15 protein-coding genes and 1 pseudogene are annotated in these 15656 nt (G+C 62.5%); 12 read left to right on the top strand and 4 right to left on the bottom strand.

The features are described 5' to 3' along the window. Positions 1 to 308 precede the first annotated feature (308 nt). From RQH62_RS22120 to RQH62_RS22075, 10 genes are all read left to right on the top strand, one after another. Positions 309 to 1079, top strand: a complete 771-nt coding sequence (locus tag RQH62_RS22120) for a CatB-related O-acetyltransferase (protein ID WP_311270814.1) — start codon at positions 309 to 311, stop codon at positions 1077 to 1079. A 463-nt stretch (positions 1080 to 1542) separates the two neighbouring features. Continuing rightward, positions 1543 to 2904, top strand: a complete 1362-nt coding sequence (locus tag RQH62_RS22115) for an NAD-dependent succinate-semialdehyde dehydrogenase (protein ID WP_311270837.1) — start codon at positions 1543 to 1545, stop codon at positions 2902 to 2904. 185 nt (positions 2905 to 3089) lie between these two features. After that, positions 3090 to 3824, top strand: coding sequence for a DNA repair protein RecO (recO, locus tag RQH62_RS22110; protein WP_311270813.1), 735 nt, complete (start codon positions 3090 to 3092; stop codon positions 3822 to 3824). Positions 3825 to 3873: 49 nt separating this feature from the next. Further along, entirely contained in the window at positions 3874 to 4917 is a 1044-nt protein-coding gene (gene leuB, locus RQH62_RS22105; protein ID WP_311270812.1) for a 3-isopropylmalate dehydrogenase, read from the top strand. Positions 4918 to 5000: 83 nt separating this feature from the next. Beyond that, entirely contained in the window at positions 5001 to 5420 is a 420-nt protein-coding gene (locus tag RQH62_RS22100) for a hypothetical protein (RefSeq protein WP_311270811.1), read from the top strand. A gap of 61 nt (positions 5421 to 5481) precedes the next feature. Beyond that, positions 5482 to 6474, top strand: coding sequence for a threonine dehydratase (locus RQH62_RS22095; protein WP_311270810.1), 993 nt, complete (start codon positions 5482 to 5484; stop codon positions 6472 to 6474). Continuing rightward, the gene (metZ, locus tag RQH62_RS22090; protein ID WP_311270809.1) at positions 6471 to 7679 is read left to right on the top strand and encodes an O-succinylhomoserine sulfhydrylase; all 1209 of its coding nucleotides are present in this window, start codon (positions 6471 to 6473) and stop codon (positions 7677 to 7679) included. Before RQH62_RS22095 ends, metZ begins: the two co-directional genes overlap by 4 nt. A gap of 38 nt (positions 7680 to 7717) precedes the next feature. Beyond that, positions 7718 to 8119: a Co2+/Mg2+ efflux protein ApaG gene (gene apaG / locus RQH62_RS22085; RefSeq protein ID WP_311270836.1), complete on the top strand. Its 402-nt coding sequence runs from the start codon at positions 7718 to 7720 to the stop codon at positions 8117 to 8119. Beyond that, complete coding sequence (locus RQH62_RS22080) at positions 8116 to 8907, top strand: LysR family transcriptional regulator (RefSeq protein WP_311270808.1); 792 nt, start codon at positions 8116 to 8118, stop codon at positions 8905 to 8907. The genes apaG and RQH62_RS22080 overlap by 4 nt, the downstream gene beginning before the upstream one ends. Before the next feature lie 52 nt (positions 8908 to 8959). Continuing rightward, positions 8960 to 9349, top strand: coding sequence for a hypothetical protein (locus RQH62_RS22075; protein ID WP_311270807.1), 390 nt, complete (start codon positions 8960 to 8962; stop codon positions 9347 to 9349). On the opposite strand, the gene RQH62_RS22070 is transcribed toward RQH62_RS22075, so the two are convergent. Beyond that, complete coding sequence (locus RQH62_RS22070) at positions 9330 to 10604, bottom strand: serine hydrolase (RefSeq protein WP_311270806.1); 1275 nt, start codon at positions 10602 to 10604, stop codon at positions 9330 to 9332. The genes RQH62_RS22075 and RQH62_RS22070 overlap by 20 nt on opposite strands. A gap of 25 nt (positions 10605 to 10629) precedes the next feature. Continuing rightward, entirely contained in the window at positions 10630 to 12606 is a 1977-nt protein-coding gene (gene parE / locus RQH62_RS22065; RefSeq protein WP_311270805.1) for a DNA topoisomerase IV subunit B, read from the bottom strand. 159 nt (positions 12607 to 12765) lie between these two features. On the opposite strand from parE, the gene RQH62_RS22060 reads away from it, so the two are divergent. Next, entirely contained in the window at positions 12766 to 13605 is an 840-nt protein-coding gene (locus tag RQH62_RS22060) for an outer membrane beta-barrel protein (protein ID WP_311270804.1), read from the top strand. A gap of 67 nt (positions 13606 to 13672) precedes the next feature. Here the strand turns inward: RQH62_RS22060 and RQH62_RS22055 are convergent, their stop codons facing one another. Then, positions 13673 to 14377, bottom strand: a complete 705-nt coding sequence (locus tag RQH62_RS22055; RefSeq protein ID WP_311270803.1) for a GcrA family cell cycle regulator — start codon at positions 14375 to 14377, stop codon at positions 13673 to 13675. Positions 14378 to 14494: 117 nt separating this feature from the next. On the opposite strand from RQH62_RS22055, the gene RQH62_RS22050 reads away from it, so the two are divergent. Next, complete coding sequence (locus tag RQH62_RS22050) at positions 14495 to 15355, top strand: ABC transporter permease (protein WP_311270802.1); 861 nt, start codon at positions 14495 to 14497, stop codon at positions 15353 to 15355. 174 nt (positions 15356 to 15529) lie between these two features. Here RQH62_RS22050 and RQH62_RS22045 read toward each other — a convergent pair. Beyond that, positions 15530 to 15656: pseudogene (locus tag RQH62_RS22045) on the bottom strand (UDP-glucose/GDP-mannose dehydrogenase family protein); the annotation flags it as partial.

The following is a 15656-nucleotide window of genomic DNA, read 5'->3' as shown; positions in this document are numbered from 1 at the left end:
GCCCGCGCCGTTGATCGCGGAAGCATGGTGCAATGCTTTCGGCAGGATAACATTCTGTCGCTGCCACTGTCATATATCCGGATTATCCTGACCGGCGCTTTCATCATCATTGCTCGCCCGACCTGGCATGCGCCGCCGATGCAAGCATGGAATGAATGTATCGTGATGGGGTCGATCAGCATCAGAGCTTTGGCAGCTTTGAAGGCTATGTCGTGAAGATTTGAGAGGGAAAGTTCATTCTCAGGGCCGAGGATAAGGCCATGGCGACGAATGAACATCATACATGTTTTTGGAGCAAGTATTGAACGATGGCTTTAACAAAATTCGTATATTCGAAAGTTGTCGAAGATTATTTTCGGATCAATAGGATATTTTTGGCTCATCCTTATAAGATTGAAGGTGTCTATGAATATGGAAAAAGTTTCAGCGTTCGCAATGACGTAGCCGTTGAGCGCTACTCTACTATGCCGGGCAAGCAATTTGTCAGCATGGGTTCTTATTCATATTGCCGTTCCCATGGCTTGCCTCTGACGACGAAGATCGGTCGCTACTGTAGTCTCGCAGTAGGGCTGCGTGTGATGGGGCTCAACCATCCGACCGACTGGATCACGACGAATGTCTGTGCCTTTCGGCCTTATGCGAGCGAGTTCGCAAGGACTGAATTTGGAAAACATGTCGACTTGCCGTCCTTTCCGGCACAGCCGCGTCCGGTGGAAATCGGCCACGATGTCTGGATTGGCCAGAATGTTCTTCTCCGCGATGGCATACGCATAGGAGACGGCGCCATCATTGCCGCCGGCGCTGTCGTTACAAAGGATGTGCCGGATTTCGCCATCGTCGGCGGAGCGCCCGCCAAAATCATCCGAATGCGCTTCGACGCGGACCTATGTAAGCGGATAAAGGACATTCGGTGGTGGGACTATAATTATGCCGACTTTGGTGACCTGCCTATGGACCGCATCGATGCTTTCCTCGACGCACTCGAAGACCGTATCGCCCGGAATGAAATAGCGAAATTTAATCCGGGATGGATCAACATAGCGACAGACCTGTCGCGTCATTTGAAAGAACTGGCATGATACAGGGCCTCGTCGGCCGAGAGTTTGCCAGGCAGGTGGAATCTGCTGCCGGTTAAAAAATGCGACAAACCAAGAGCATGGAGCCGATGCAATCGGATCGGTATCCGCTTTCGTCTGCAATCAACCATACTCTCATTCGTCACGCCGCTACCAATGTAGGATAATCTCTGATCTATCCTGTCAGATGACCCGCTCCGCAGCACTCCCTGCCAAGCCCTTCCCGCCAAAACTGGCACCTAACAGTGACCTGCCCGGCGCGTCCCTATGTTCCGTCTGCCGCCTCGGTGGTGCGTCGCGGGCGCCTGGCCATGACCTGTTTGGCGCGTTCCTGTCGCATTACGCCCATTTTTGCGCGTTTTTGCGTAGCCAGTGACGGTGTGAACTTCGGCCCCGTGACTTCGTTGTGACCCGGCAAGGGTATCCCCATATGCCTTCCCATCCCGAATCACCCCATCCGGAGCCGATCATGAAAAGCATCAACCCCGCGACCGGAGCAGAGATCGCTACCCATGCCGAACTGACCGAAGCACAGATCGACGCCGCGCTGGGCCGGGCGACCGCGACCTTCGCGAGCTGGCGGGAAACCGACATATCGGAACGCACCGCGCTCCTGTCCGACCTCGCCGACGCCTATCATGACCATCGCGACCGGCTCGCGCGCATGGCGGTGCTGGAAATGGGCAAAACGCTGAATTCCGCCCTGGCCGAAGTCGACAAATGCGTCGCCGCCTTCCGCCACTATGCCAAGGAAGGCCCGGCGATGCTGGAAGGCGGCAGCATCGCTCTGGCGTCGGGCGGGAAGGCCGATCTGGTCTGGCTCCCCATTGGCCCGGTCTTGGCGGTGATGCCATGGAACTTCCCCTATTGGCAGGTCGCCCGCTTCCTCGCGCCCTGCATCCTCGCCGGCAATGTCGGCCTGCTCAAACATGCCAGTAATGTGCAGGGCGTCGGCGCGCTGATGCAGGAGATGATGGAATTGGTGGGCGCACCCGACGGCCTGTTCCAGAACCTCCCCATCCGCTCCGGCGCGGTCGCTGCCATCATCGCCGACGATCGCGTGGCGGCGGTGACGCTGACCGGCAGCGAGGAGGCCGGCCGCGCCGTGGCGGAACAGGCGGGCCGGGCGCTCAAGAAGGTGGTGCTGGAACTGGGCGGGGCCGATCCTTTCATCGTCATGCCCTCGGCCGATCTCGACGCCGCGGTGAAGCAGGCCGTGACCGCGCGCATCCAGAATACGGGCCAAAGCTGCATTTGCGGCAAGCGGATGATCGTTCATGCCGATATCTACGACGCTTTCCTCGAACGCTACGCGACAGCCATGGCGGCAGTGAAGACGGGCGATCCCTTCGATCCTGCCACCGACATGGGGCCGCTCTCCAGCGAGGAACAGCGCCGCACCGTGCAGGAACAGATATGGAAGATGAAGGCCGCCGGCGCGACCCTGATCGGCGGAGAAACCCTGCCGGGGCCGGGCGCCTATATCAACGCCGGCATATTGACCGATGTGCCGACCGACCCGGCGCTGATGGGAGAGGAGATTTTCGGCCCCATCGCCATGCTCTTCAAGGCAACGGATATCGACGACGCCATCGCCATCGCCAACGCGATCCCCTTCGGCCTCGGCTCCTCTGTCTGGACCACCAACCCGGCGGAAGAAGCACGCTTCATCCGCGACGTTCAAGCCGGCATGACCGCCGTGAACCAGATGCTCTCCTCCGCCCCCGAAGCGCCCTTTGGCGGCGTGAAGCGCTCCGGCCACGGCCGCGAACTCGGCCCCTATGGCCTCCACGAATTCATGAATCTGAAGAGCGTCTATCGAAAATGACCATAGCTCCTCTTCGTCACCCCGGACTTGATCCGGGGTCCCGCTGCCTTTCGGGACAAGGATTGGTTGTAATGGCAAGGATGCAGAAGAAGCGTCATCCCGGCTCAGGGCCGGGATGACGTAGTAAGCGTTATTTCCAGCCTTTCGCTTTCGCAGAGGGGTACCCCACGGTACAGACATGACCCATGCCCAGCCTCACCACCACCGCGATCGTCTGCGCCGTGCGCCATCATGGCGAACATGGCGCGATCGCGCGGTTGCTGACGCCGGACGACGGATTGCTACCGGGCTATGTCCGCGGCGGGCGGTCCAGAACGATGCGGCCGATACTGCTGCCCGGCAATATCGTGAAGGCCGATTTCCGTGCCCGAACCGAGGATCAACTGGCGGGCCTGACCGTCGAACTGGTTCAGAGTCGCGCGCCCTTGCTGGCCGAACCGCTCCCCGCCGTGGCGATCGACTGGAGCTGCGCCCTGACTGCCGCCGCCCTCCCGGAAGGCACGCCTTATCCGGCTCTGCATCAGGCGCTGGAGGGCGTGCTGAGCGCGGTGGAGGCAGCCCCGGCGGCGCGCGGCTGGGCCATCGCTCTCGTCCGCTACGAACTGCTGCTGCTCGCCGAACTTGGCTTCGGCCTCGACCTCACCCGTTGCGCGGCGCAAGGCGACACGGAAGACCTTGCTTATGTCAGCCCGCGCAGCGCTGCCGCCGTCAGCCGGGCGGCGGCGGTCGGTTATGAAAACCGCCTGCTGCCCTTGCCGCCCTTTCTGCTGGAAGGCGGGACGGGCGACTGGACGCAGATAGTGGACGGCCTGCGCCTCACCGGCTTCTTCCTCGAACGCTCGGTGTTGACCGACCGACGCGCCGATGTGCTGGCTGCGCGGGAAAGACTGGTCGAGCGGCTCAAAAGGGCGGTTGCGTGAAACCTCCTGTCTCCATAAGGGGCAGCCACGCAATATAAGGAGTCTCGCCATGTTGATCGCCCTGTTCCCCGGAGACGGCATCGGTCCCGAAATCGTCGCGCAGGCCAAGCGCGTGCTCGATGCGCTGGCGATCGACGGCCTCACCTATGAAGACGGCCTCGTCGGCGGCGCAGCCTATAAGGCGGTCGGCCATCCGCTGCCGCCCGAAACGCTCGACACGGCGAAGCGCGCCGACGCCATCCTGTTCGGCGCGGTAGGCGATCCCGACTGCGACTCGCTGGAACGCCATCTGCGCCCGGAACAGGCGATCCTGGGCCTGCGCAAGGAACTGGGCCTCTTCTCCAACCTGCGCCCGGCCAAGGTCTTCCCCGAACTGGCGCATGAAAGCGCCTTGAAGCCCGAAGTTGCCGGCTCGATCGACCTGCTGATCGTCCGCGAAACCAATGGCGACGTCTATTTCGGCGAAAAGGGCTTCCGCACCACCGCCGACGGCCTGCGCGAAGGCTATGACATCATGTCGTATAACGAAGCCGAAGTGCGCCGCATCGCCCATGCCGGTTTTCAGGCCGCCCGCGCCCGTCGAGGCAAGCTCTGTTCTGTGGACAAGGCCAATGTGCTGGAAACCAGCCAATTGTGGCGCGACGTGGTGATCGAAGTGTCGGCCGACTATCCCGACGTCGCCCTGACCCACATGTATGTGGACAATGCCGCGATGCAGTTGGTCCGCAACCCCGGCCAGTTCGACGTCATCGTCACCGGCAACCTGTTCGGCGACATCCTCTCGGATCAGGCGAGCATGTGTGTCGGCTCCATCGGCATGCTGGCGTCCGCCACGCTGAACGGGAGCGGGCAGGGCCTGTATGAGCCGATCCACGGTTCGGCCCCGGACATAGCAGGTCAGGGCAAGGCCAATCCGCTGGCGACTATCCTCTCCGCCGCGATGATGCTGCGCTACTCGCTGAGCCTGCCCGAACAGGCCGACCGCATCGAAACGGCGGTGGCGAAAGCACTGGCTAATGGCGCGCGCTCGCCCGATCTGGGTGGCACGATGAACACGGTGGAAATGGGCGACGCCGTTCTGGCGGTGCTTTGATGACTCAATTCGTCGCATAAGCGGCGGAAAGATTTAAGTTTTGCGTCCCCAATCCGATTTAATCAGAAAATGGGGACGCAAAAATGCACATGGAATTGACGCAGGACCATGACGACCTGCGTGTGGCGATGCGGGATTTCGCGCATATCATGCAGGCGGCCAATGCTGATGACATGCCGGAAGTCGCCCGCCGTCGCATCCGCTTCTCTCAACTGTTCCGCGAACATATGGGGCAGGAGGATGCGATGGTCACGGCGCTGCGTCGCCGCCGACTCACGCCACAGGTGGACGGCGTGCTGCGCGACCATAGCCGGGCAATAGTCGCCTTATTCCTGCGCTACAGCGATCATATCAAATATTGGACCCCGGCGCAGATTGGCCAGGACTGGCGCGGTTACCGGGATGCCGTTCTGATCCTCCAGAATGGGCTCTACGACCGGATGGAGTGGGAAGAGCAGCATCTTCACCCGCTCTTCACCGGCCCCAGCCTGCAAGCGGCCTGAACGGTCCAATTCGCCGCTATCGGTCCTGTCCTACGCCGTACTTGGGGGATAAGGGCAGGGCATGACCGATTTCTCCCTCGCTTCCCTTCGCGCCGCTGCTGCCATGGTCCATGCTCAGGTGCCATCGACCCCGCAATATGCCTGGCCGCTGCTCGGCCGGCGGAGCGGTTGCGACTTGTGGGTGAAGCATGAGAACCACACGCCTACCGGTGCCTTCAAGGTGCGCGGGGCGATCACCTATATCGACTGGCTACGCCGCACCCATCCGGACGTCACCGGCATCATCACTGCTACCCGTGGCAATCATGGCCAGGCGCAGGTCCGGGCCGCCACCGCCGCCGGCCTGTCCGCCACCATCATCGTCCCCCATGGCAATGCGCTGGAAAAGAACGCGGCGATGCGCGCGTTCGGCGCAACCCTCATCGAACATGGCCATGATTTCGACAGCGCCAAGGCAGAAGCGATCCGTATGGCGCAGGAGCAGGGTCTGTTCATGGTCCCGGCCTATCATGACGAACTGGTGCGAGGCGTTGCCAGCTATGGTCTGGAACTGTTCGACGCGGTACCCGACCTCAATACGGTCTACGTTCCGGTCGGTTGCGGATCGGGCCTGTGCGGCACGATCGCCGCGCGCGACGCGCTCGGCCTGAAGACGAAGGTGGTCGGTGTCGTCTCCGCCCATGTCGATGCGGCCAAGCGCAGCTTCGAAGCGGGCCGGCTCATCGCGTCGCCCTCCGCCCATACTTTTGCCGACGGCGTGGCGGTCTGCACCCCGGTTCAGGCGGCGCTCGACTATTTCGGGCCGCGCGCCGACCGCTTCGTTGCCGTGACGGACGATGAAGTGGCAGAGGCGATTCGCATCTATTGGCAGGACACGCATAATCTGGCCGAAGGCGCCGGCGCTGTGGCTTTGGCCGCCTGCTTGCAGGAAAAGGCACGAATGCAGGGCAAGAAGGTTGCGGTTATCCTCTCGGGCGGTAATGGCGATATGAGCCAGATGGCCGAGATATTGGGCGGCGCCACGCCGCGGGTAGAATTGCGGAAGGCGATATGAAGCGTAAGAGCGGTCAGAACCCGGAAATCACGAAGAACTGGAAGCCGGCGACGCTGGCCATTCGCGGCGGTACGGCCCGCAGCGAATATGGCGAAACGTCCGAAGCGCTCTTCCTGACCAGCGGCTACAGCTATGATCGGGCGGAGGATGCCGCCGCGCGCTTCGCCGGCGAGCAGGTTGGCATGACTTATTCGCGACTCCAGAACCCTACTGTGGAAATGCTGGAACAGCGCATCGCCCTGCTGGAAGGGGCTGAGGCATGCCGCGCCACCGCCACCGGCATGGCCGCGATGACCGCTGCGCTGTTGTGCCAGTTGTCGGCCGGCGACCATGTCGTCGGTGCCAAGGCTGCCTTTGGTTCCTGCCGCTGGCTGACCGACACGCTGCTGCCGCGCTTCGGCATCGAAACGACGACCATCGACGGCAGCGACACCGCCGCCTGGGAAGCGGCTGTGCGCCCCAATACGAAGGTCTTCTTCTTCGAAACGCCGGCCAATCCGACCATGGATATCGTCGATCTGGCGGCGGTTTGCGCCATTGCCAGGGCGCGGGGCATCACCACCGTCGTCGACAATGCCTTCGCCTCGCCCGCGCTTCAGCGCCCGATGGAATTCGGTGCGGACGTCGTCGCTTACAGCGCCACCAAGATGATGGACGGGCAGGGCCGTGTGCTCGCCGGTGCCATCTGCGGCACGCGCGACTGGATCGACAATGTCCTGCTGCCCTTCCACCGCAACACCGGCCCGACGCTCAGCGCCTTCAACGCCTGGGTCGTGCTCAAGGGGCTGGAAACGCTGGACCTGCGCATCCGCCGGCAGAGCGAAAATGCGCTCAAGGTCGCGCAATTCCTGGAAGGGCGCGTGGCCAAGGTCAATTATCCGGGGCTTGAAAGCCATCCGCAGCACGCCCTGGCGATGCAACAGATGGACGCGGCCGGGCCGATCTTCTCCCTCTATGTCGGCGGTGGCCGGGCGGAGGCGCATGGCCTGCTTAACGGTCTCGAACTGGTCGATATCAGCAACAACATTGGCGATTCGCGCTCGCTGATGACCCATCCGGCTTCGACCACGCACTTCGGCATGGCCGAAGCGGATCGGCTGGAAGTCGGCATTACCGAGGATATGCTGCGCCTCAATGTTGGGCTGGAGGATGCGGACGATGTCATCGCCGACCTCGATCAGGCACTGCGCACGATAGGGCGTTGACGAAAGAGGGGGTTAGGGCGCATTTCTGAGACATGACGGTGCTTGCGCTCTTTCCCTTTCACGCCACCACGCGGGACGTTACCGTCCATGTGGCGGTCACTTTCCTGCCCGAACAGTCGGAGCCGGATCGGGGCCGCTGGTTCTGGGCCTATCATATCCGCATCGAAAATCAGGGCGACCAGCCGGTGCAACTCCTGACTCGCCACTGGATCATCACTGACGGGCGCGGCGCGCAGCATGTCGTGGATGGTGACGGCGTGGTTGGCGAACAGCCGGTGGTGCAGCCAGGGAAAAGCTATGACTATGTATCGGGTTGCCCTCTCAACACGCCGACCGGCTCGATGAAGGGCAGTTATCGCATGATCGGCGTCGGCGGTGAGACGTTCGATGTCGCCATTCCCCATTTCGCCCTGATCGCGCCGCCGGCGGTAGCCGAATGAAGCGGACCCATTTGCCGTTGAACGGCCTGCGCGTGCTGGATGCGGCGGCGCGGCACCTGTCCTTCACCCGCGCGGCGGACGAACTGGCGGTGACCCCGGCGGCCGTGGGCCAGCAAATTCGTGCGCTGGAGGATATGCTGGGCGTCGTCCTGTTCCGCCGCACACCCAAGGGGCTGGAACTGACCCCGGAAACCGAAGCGGGCCTCAATGCCCTGCGTGCGGGCTTTCTGGAATTTGAGGAAGCGGTACGCGCCATGCAGGCCGGTCAGTCGAGCAACGCGCTGACCATCGCAGCGCCGCGCGATATCACCGCCAAATGGCTCCAGCCGCGTCTTGCTGCTTATGCCGTCAGCCAGACCGATCTGACCTTCCAGTTGATATCGGCCGACGAAGCGCTCGACTTCACTGAAGCCAATCTGGACATCGCCCTGCGTCTGAGCGACGGCGCTGGCGAGCATGAGGGCATCAAGATCGGCGAAGCGGCCTATGTCACGGTTGAGGCGGCGGCGGGCGGTCCCGACCATCGCATCGACTGGCCCGGATGCCCGTCGGGCGACAAGCCGGCGATCATCCGCGTCGCCGATGGCGGTCTGGCGATCGAGGCGGCGGCGAATGGTTTCGGCCGCGCGCGCGTGCCGCTGTTGCTGGCGCAGGCCGATCTGGCGGCAGGCCGCGTGCGACAGGTGGGTGACACCGTTCCGACCCTGCTCGCCTATTGGCTGATCGCTCCGCTGCCCCAATGGCGGCAGAAGAAGGTCAAGGCACTGGTGGAAGCGCTGACGGCGTAAGCCGTTTCCGGTCGCAAACAGGACGCGGCCATATCCGCATGTCGGGATATTGATGTTTCACGTAGATTATGATCGCATCGACAACAGGCTGACCATCAAAGTCGCGGGTTTCTGGACGGCGGACGATGTGGTCGCTCTTGCAACGGAAGTAGGATCGAAAGCCCGTCAGGCCAGCGCCATCCGTAATGATTTCAACGTCATCGTCGAATCGTTCGATTTCCCTGTGCAGGCTAATGACGTGGCCGATCTGCTCGCCAACATCATGCGAGGGGGCATGACCTTCACCAGCGGGCGAACCGCGGTCGTCGTGGGCAGTCAATTGAACCGGGCGCAAGCGGAAAGAACTTTGGTCCATCCCAGGGTGCGTGTCTTCATGACGATGGAAGAAGCACTGCTATGGCTGAACGCGCCGCAGGCCGCTGTCACTCCGCCAGCAGGTTGAGCGCCCGCGTCATCAGCGCAACGAACCGCCCTTCGTCCACCCGCGCAGCAGGGTTGTTCCAACTGCCGCTCACCGCATACCAAGCGCCGTCCTGCCCTTGCGCCAGCATGTTCATCGCCATGACGCCGGGCTCGCTTCCTCCCTTGTAGCCCAGATAGCGCCAGCGTTTGGCATCGGCCGGTGCGATGCCGGGATTGACCGCCAGGATCGGCAAAGCATCGCCGCCATGACGACGCAGCCAGTCGAGCAGACCGATCATGTCTCTGGGCGAGGCGAACCATTCGATGCTGTCGATCGCGGTGGGGATCTCCGCGACGCTACCCACATCCACCTTGTCGGCCGTCAGGCGCGCAGCCGAATCCCGAAGCAGCGTCCGGCGCGCGGGCGGGGCAGCCCCTTCATAACGCTGCCGCAGGTCGGCATTGGCTGGCATTTTGAGCGCAAAAGCCTCGGCAGTAGTCAGGATTGGCAGTGCGTTGTCCACCTCCGCATGGCCGCTCGCAGCCAGCACAGCATCGACTTTCGCCCGCCCCAGTGCCGTCAGGAGCGTGTCGCTGGCGCTATTGTCGCTTTCGGCGATCATCGTCGTGGCCAAGCTATGTAGCGTCATCGGTGCGTGGTCGGGCCAGGCCATCAGCCGCCCGGAAAAGCTTTTCGGCCCCAGCGGCACGACGTCGCCCCAACGCCGCTCGCGCGCTGACGTCGCACGGGCCAGTTCGGCGAGGACGTAGAGTTTGAAGCTAGACCCGGTCGCCATCTGGGCATCGGCGCGATGAACGTGCAATAGTTCGGGCGCGTCATTGCCCAGCCGCGCGACGGCAAAGGCCGTCGAGCCGGGCAGGACGGCGATCTCCGCCATCACCTTGTCCATATTGTCATTAGCCGTGCGGGCGCCCACGATATGCAGGCCGACGACCAGATTGGGCGCTTGCGGCGCGACCACCATGGTAAAGCCCACAGTGGCCCTTTCATAGCGTATCTCCACCTGTCCGGCGGTCGCGCTGTCGGTCCGTACCGCCCCCAGACTCAGCGGCTCGCCATGCTGGACGCGCAGGTCCGCTGCGATCGCGCGCCAGCGATCCACCGGCACTGCGTCGAGGAAGAGGGTGGAGAAAAATGCGCTCTCTCCGCCGGGCGCGGCGAGGATGCGCAGCAATTGTTCGGCACGGCTTTGATAAGCGGCGAGGGAGTCGGCGGACGCCTGCATGGGAAGGGCCGTCAGGATCAGGCTGAGCAGGATCGACCAGAGCCGCATACTCAAATCCGTCCGGCGCCCACGGTCATGCGTCGATCGCTTCCTCATCCACCGCGGCCGCGTTTTCTTGGATGAAGGCGAAGCGATGCGCCGGATTGGTACCCATAAGCCGGTCGACCAGATCGCGGACCTGCTGCCGGTCCTCAACATCGTCGGGCAGGGTGATGCGGATCAGCATGCGCGTCTTGGGGTCCATCGTGGTTTCGCGCAACTGCATCGGGTTCATTTCGCCCAACCCCTTGAAGCGGCTGATATCGACCTTCTTGCCCTTGAACTCCTTGCGCAGCAGCTCCTCGCGGTGGGCGTCGTCCTTGGCGTAGAGGCTCTTGCCACCCGCCACCAGGCGATAAAGCGGCGGCTGCGCCAGATAAAGATGCCCGCGCCGCACCAGTTCCGGCATTTCCTGAAAGAAGAACGTCATCAGCAACGTGGCGATATGCGCCCCGTCGACATCGGCGTCGGTCATGATGACGATGCGTTCGTAACGGAGATGATCCGGGTTGCAGTCCTTGCGCGTGCCACAGCCCAGCGCCAGAATCATGTCGGCAATTTCCTGATTTGCCAATATCTTAGCATTGTTTGCTGAGGCGACGTTGAGGATCTTGCCACGCAGCGGCAGGATTGCCTGCGTCTTGCGGTCGCGCGCCTGCTTGGCAGAACCGCCGGCGCTGTCACCTTCGACCAGAAAGATTTCAGCCCCTTCCGGATCATCGTTCGAACAATCCGTCAGCTTGCCGGGCAGGCGCAGCTTGCGGCTGTTCGTGGCGGTCTTGCGCTTGACCTCCTTCTCCTGCTTGCGCTTCAGCCGCTCGTCCATCCGGTCCAGCACATAGGCTAGCAGCGCCTTGCCCCGATCCATATGGTCGGTGAGATAATGGTCGAAATGATCGCGCACCGCATTTTCGACGAGGCGGGCGGCGTCCGGACTGGTCAGTCGATCTTTGGTCTGGCTCTGGAACTGCGGATCGCGAATGAAGACGGACAGCATGATCTCCGACGACGTCATGATGTCGTCGGCGGTGATATCCTTGCCCTTCTTCTGCCCTACCAGGTCGGCAAAGGCGCGGATGCCCTTCACCAGCGCGGCGCGCAGGCCCGCCTCATGGGTGCCGCCATCGGGCGTCGGGATGGTGTTGCAATACCAGCTATAGCTGCCGTCCGACCAGAGCGGCCATGCGACCGCCCATTCGACGCGGCCGGCTTCGCTCGGAAAATCCTGATTGCCGGAGAAGAAAACACTGGTCGCACAATCGCGATCGCCCACCTGTTCCTTCAGATGGTCGGCCAATCCGCCGGGAAACTGGAACACGGCCTCGGCAGGCGTATCGTCGCTGATCAGTTCCGGCGCGCATTTCCAGCGTATCTCGACGCCAGCAAACAGATAGGCCTTTGACCGGGCCAGCCGATGCAAGCGAGCAGGCTTGAATTTCTGTTCGCCGAAAATCTCGGTATCAGGCACGAAGCTGACCAAAGTACCGCGCCGGTTGGGCGCCGCGCCGACCTTCTCCAGTGTTGTGACCGGAAGCCCCTGCGAGAATTTCTGTCGGAACAATTCCTTGTTCCGCGCCACCTCGACCACCGTGTCGGTGGATAGCGCGTTTACCACGGAAATGCCTACGCCGTGCAGGCCACCCGATGTCGCATAGGCCTTGCCCTCGAACTTGCCGCCCGAATGGAGCGTGGTCAGGATCACTTCCAGCGCCGATTTTCCGGGAAATTTGGGATGGGGATCAACCGGAATGCCCCGGCCATTGTCGGTGATGGTCAGCTTGTTGCCAACCTCCAGCGTCACCTCGATCCGCGTGGCGTGTCCGGCAACCGCTTCGTCCATGCTGTTGTCCAGCACTTCGCTGGCCAGATGATGCAGCGCCCGCTCGTCGGTGCCGCCAATATACATGCCGGGGCGACGGCGTACCGGCTCCAGCCCTTCCAGCACCTCGATGGTGGAAGCGTCATATTGTTGCGGGGTCGGGGTGTTGGCGGCGAACAGGTCTTCTGACATACGACAAGCTATAAGCTGACGGGCGGCGGGTGCAAGCGTTGCACAATGAGCACAGTGGCAATCATATGTAACAAATTGCACTGCAACAAAGTGGGCGAACGGTTCGTTGGCGCCGGGAATGTGGAGTGCACCTCTCCGCATCAGGTGAGGAGAATATCCATGAAGTTGACCCTGATCGCGCCGCTTGGCGCCACCCTGGCGCTCGTCCTGGCGATGCCGGCCGCAGCGCAGGACAGCACTCCCGCAGACTGGACCGGTCCCTATATCGGCGGTTCCTTCGGCTATAATTGGCAGAAAAAGGATGGTGGCGAACATCTGCGCTTCGATGCCGACGCCGATGGTAATTATGAGGATGTAATCCGCACTTCAACTGGCGCTAATGCCTTCTCGCCGGGTACCTGCGGCGGCGCGTCGCGCGGGGCGACCCCGGCCAGCGGCTGCAATGGTGACAAGGATGCGATCGGCTGGATGGGTCATGTTGGTTACGACCGGCAGTTCGGCAATATCGTCGCAGGTGTCGTTGCGGAAGCGGGCAAGGCCTATATCAGCGACAGCGTGACCGAATATTCGACCACGCCGGCTTTTTACACCATGACCCGGCGGATTGACTATAACGCCAATCTGCGGGCGCGTCTTGGCTACACTACAAACAGCGGCATCATGCCCTATATCACCGGCGGCTTGGCCTATGCGAAGGTGAAGAACAGCTTCGCCACCAGCAATGGTGCCAACAGCTTCACCGAGGTCGATCGGAAGGAAGATGGTTGGGGCTATACCATGGGCGGCGGCATAGAGGCCAAAGTATCGAACAATTTCTCGATTGGCGCCCGCTATCTGTGGACCCGTTATAATGTCGGCGATTATCGCGTCGATGTGGGGGCGGGCACGGCGCCCGCGACCAACCCGTTCCGCATCACGCCGTCCGGCGGTGCCAGCATCAATCGTGGCGACAAGTTCGACACGCAAAGCGTGATGGTGACGACCAGCTTCCGCTTCTGATCACGAAGCAAAAAAAGGCCCGGTTTCCAGAAGGAAGCCGGGCCTTTTTACTATCCGTTCGAAGCGGTCAGCGCACCCGTGGACCGCCAAAGGGCAGCGGCGGGGGGGGGCGGCGCGTACCGCGCGGCAATTGCGCCTGATAAGCGCGGCCGCAATGTTCGACGCAATAGGGGAAGCCGGGGTTCACCGCTTCGCCGCAGAAATGGAAGTCCGGTTCGCCCGGATGACCCATCGGCCATTTGCAAATCCGCTCGGTCAGATCGAGCAGGCTCGTCTTGTCGGCAATCTCGGCGCTGGGCTTGGCCGGCACCAGACGGCGCGGCGGCGCGGGCGGGATTGGCGCCTGCTGATCGCCCGGACCCTGGCGCAGGAAGCCGCCGGGACCGACCGAGATAATGCGCGGCTGCGGCGCGGGCGCCGGCGCGTCGTCGCCAGAAACAGCGGCCGGCGTGGGCGCTGGAGCCGCAGGGGCGGCCGGCGGAGCAGCGGGCGCGCGCACCGGAGTGACCGGCGCAACTGTCGTCGGCGTGGCGGCGCGAGGCGCCTCCACTTCCGGTGTCGGTGCAGGCTTGCGCGACGCAGGGGTAGCCGCCTTCTTGGGCGTCTCGTTCGCTTTCACCGGCGAAGGGCGGGATTGCAGGCCCAGGCGATGGGCCTTGCCGATCACCGCATTACGGCTGACCCCGCCCAGTTCGTCGGCGATCTGGCTGGCGGTCAGGCCGCGCTCCCACATCCCTTTGAGCTGGTCGATACGCTCGTCGGTCCAGGACAATGAAAAACTCCTCACAAATCTCGTCTGGCTTCCTATATGGGAAGCACGCCGCGCAGGTTCAAATCCTTGAACCTTCCCCCTTGCAGCATAACGGACCAGCCGATAGTCGATCCGACCATGAACGACCAGCCAAAAATTCATGCCGCTCCTGCGGTGCCGCCGCCATTCGCCGAACCGGGTGTGGCGCAGATCCGCAACATCAACTGGGCTGGCACCTGGGCGCTCTATGCCAAGGAAGTGCGCCGCTTCATGAAGGTGCAGCTTCAGACAGTGTGGGCGCCGGCGATTACGACGCTGATGTTCCTCATCATCTTCATCGTCGCGCTGGGCGGCAGCGGGCGGACGGTGACGCTGCGTGGGGAGGCGGTGCCTTTCGCCGACTTCATCGCGCCGGGCCTCATCATCATGGGCATGATCAATGCCTGTTTTGCCAATGCGAGCTTCGCGCTGATGGTGGGCAAGGTACAGGGCACGCTGGTCGATTATCTGATGCCGCCTATTGCTGTAGGTGAACTGTTGTTTGCGCTGGTCGCATCGTCGGTGACGCGCGCGGTCTTCGTCGGCTGCGCGCTCTGGCTTGCCATGGCGCTGTGGCCGGGCGTGCATGTCACCCCGGCGCATCTGTGGGCGGTCGTCTGGTTCGGCCTGCTCGGCACCAGCTTCATCGCTTTCCTCGGCGTGTTGACGTCGATCTGGGCGGAAAAATTCGATCATGGCGCGGCGATCACCAATTTCGTGATCGGCCCGCTGGCCCTGCTGTCGGGCACTTTCTATTCGATCGATCGTCTGCCGCCGCTGTTCCAGGCAATCAGCCATGCCAACCCCTTTTTCTACATCATTTCCGGCTTCCGCTATGGGTTCGTCGCGGCGGCGGATGTGAATGTGGTGGTGGGCAGCAGCGTGCTGCTGGGCCTCAATCTGGTGCTGGGCGGCCTCTGTTATATGCTGCTCAAGCGCGGCTGGAAGATTAAGGCATAAGGCGAAAGCGCCGACGCTCCCGTCATGGCGTGAGCGGATTGCCGACCTGTCAGATGAAGGCGGCGAAGAGGGGAACGAATATCCCCATCAGAAACAGGATCAACGCCGCGATCAGCCAGTGACGCGGGCGAGGCAGGGCGTCACTATGACGCCCTGCATGTTGTTTTATTGGATTCAATCGCCCTTTCCGCCGACGCGTGAGAGGGTGAAGCCAGCGGCGGCGGCCTCTTCTGCGGGGTAGATGTTGCGCAGGTCGACAAGGGCGGTGCCGTTCATGCTCTGGGCGATGCGCTTGAGGTCG

It is taken from the genome of Sphingobium sp. WCS2017Hpa-17 (assembly GCF_031843765.1).
In the GTDB taxonomy this organism is placed as follows: Bacteria; Pseudomonadota; Alphaproteobacteria; order Sphingomonadales; family Sphingomonadaceae; genus Sphingobium.
This window is presented reverse-complemented; position numbering and strand designations above follow the sequence as displayed.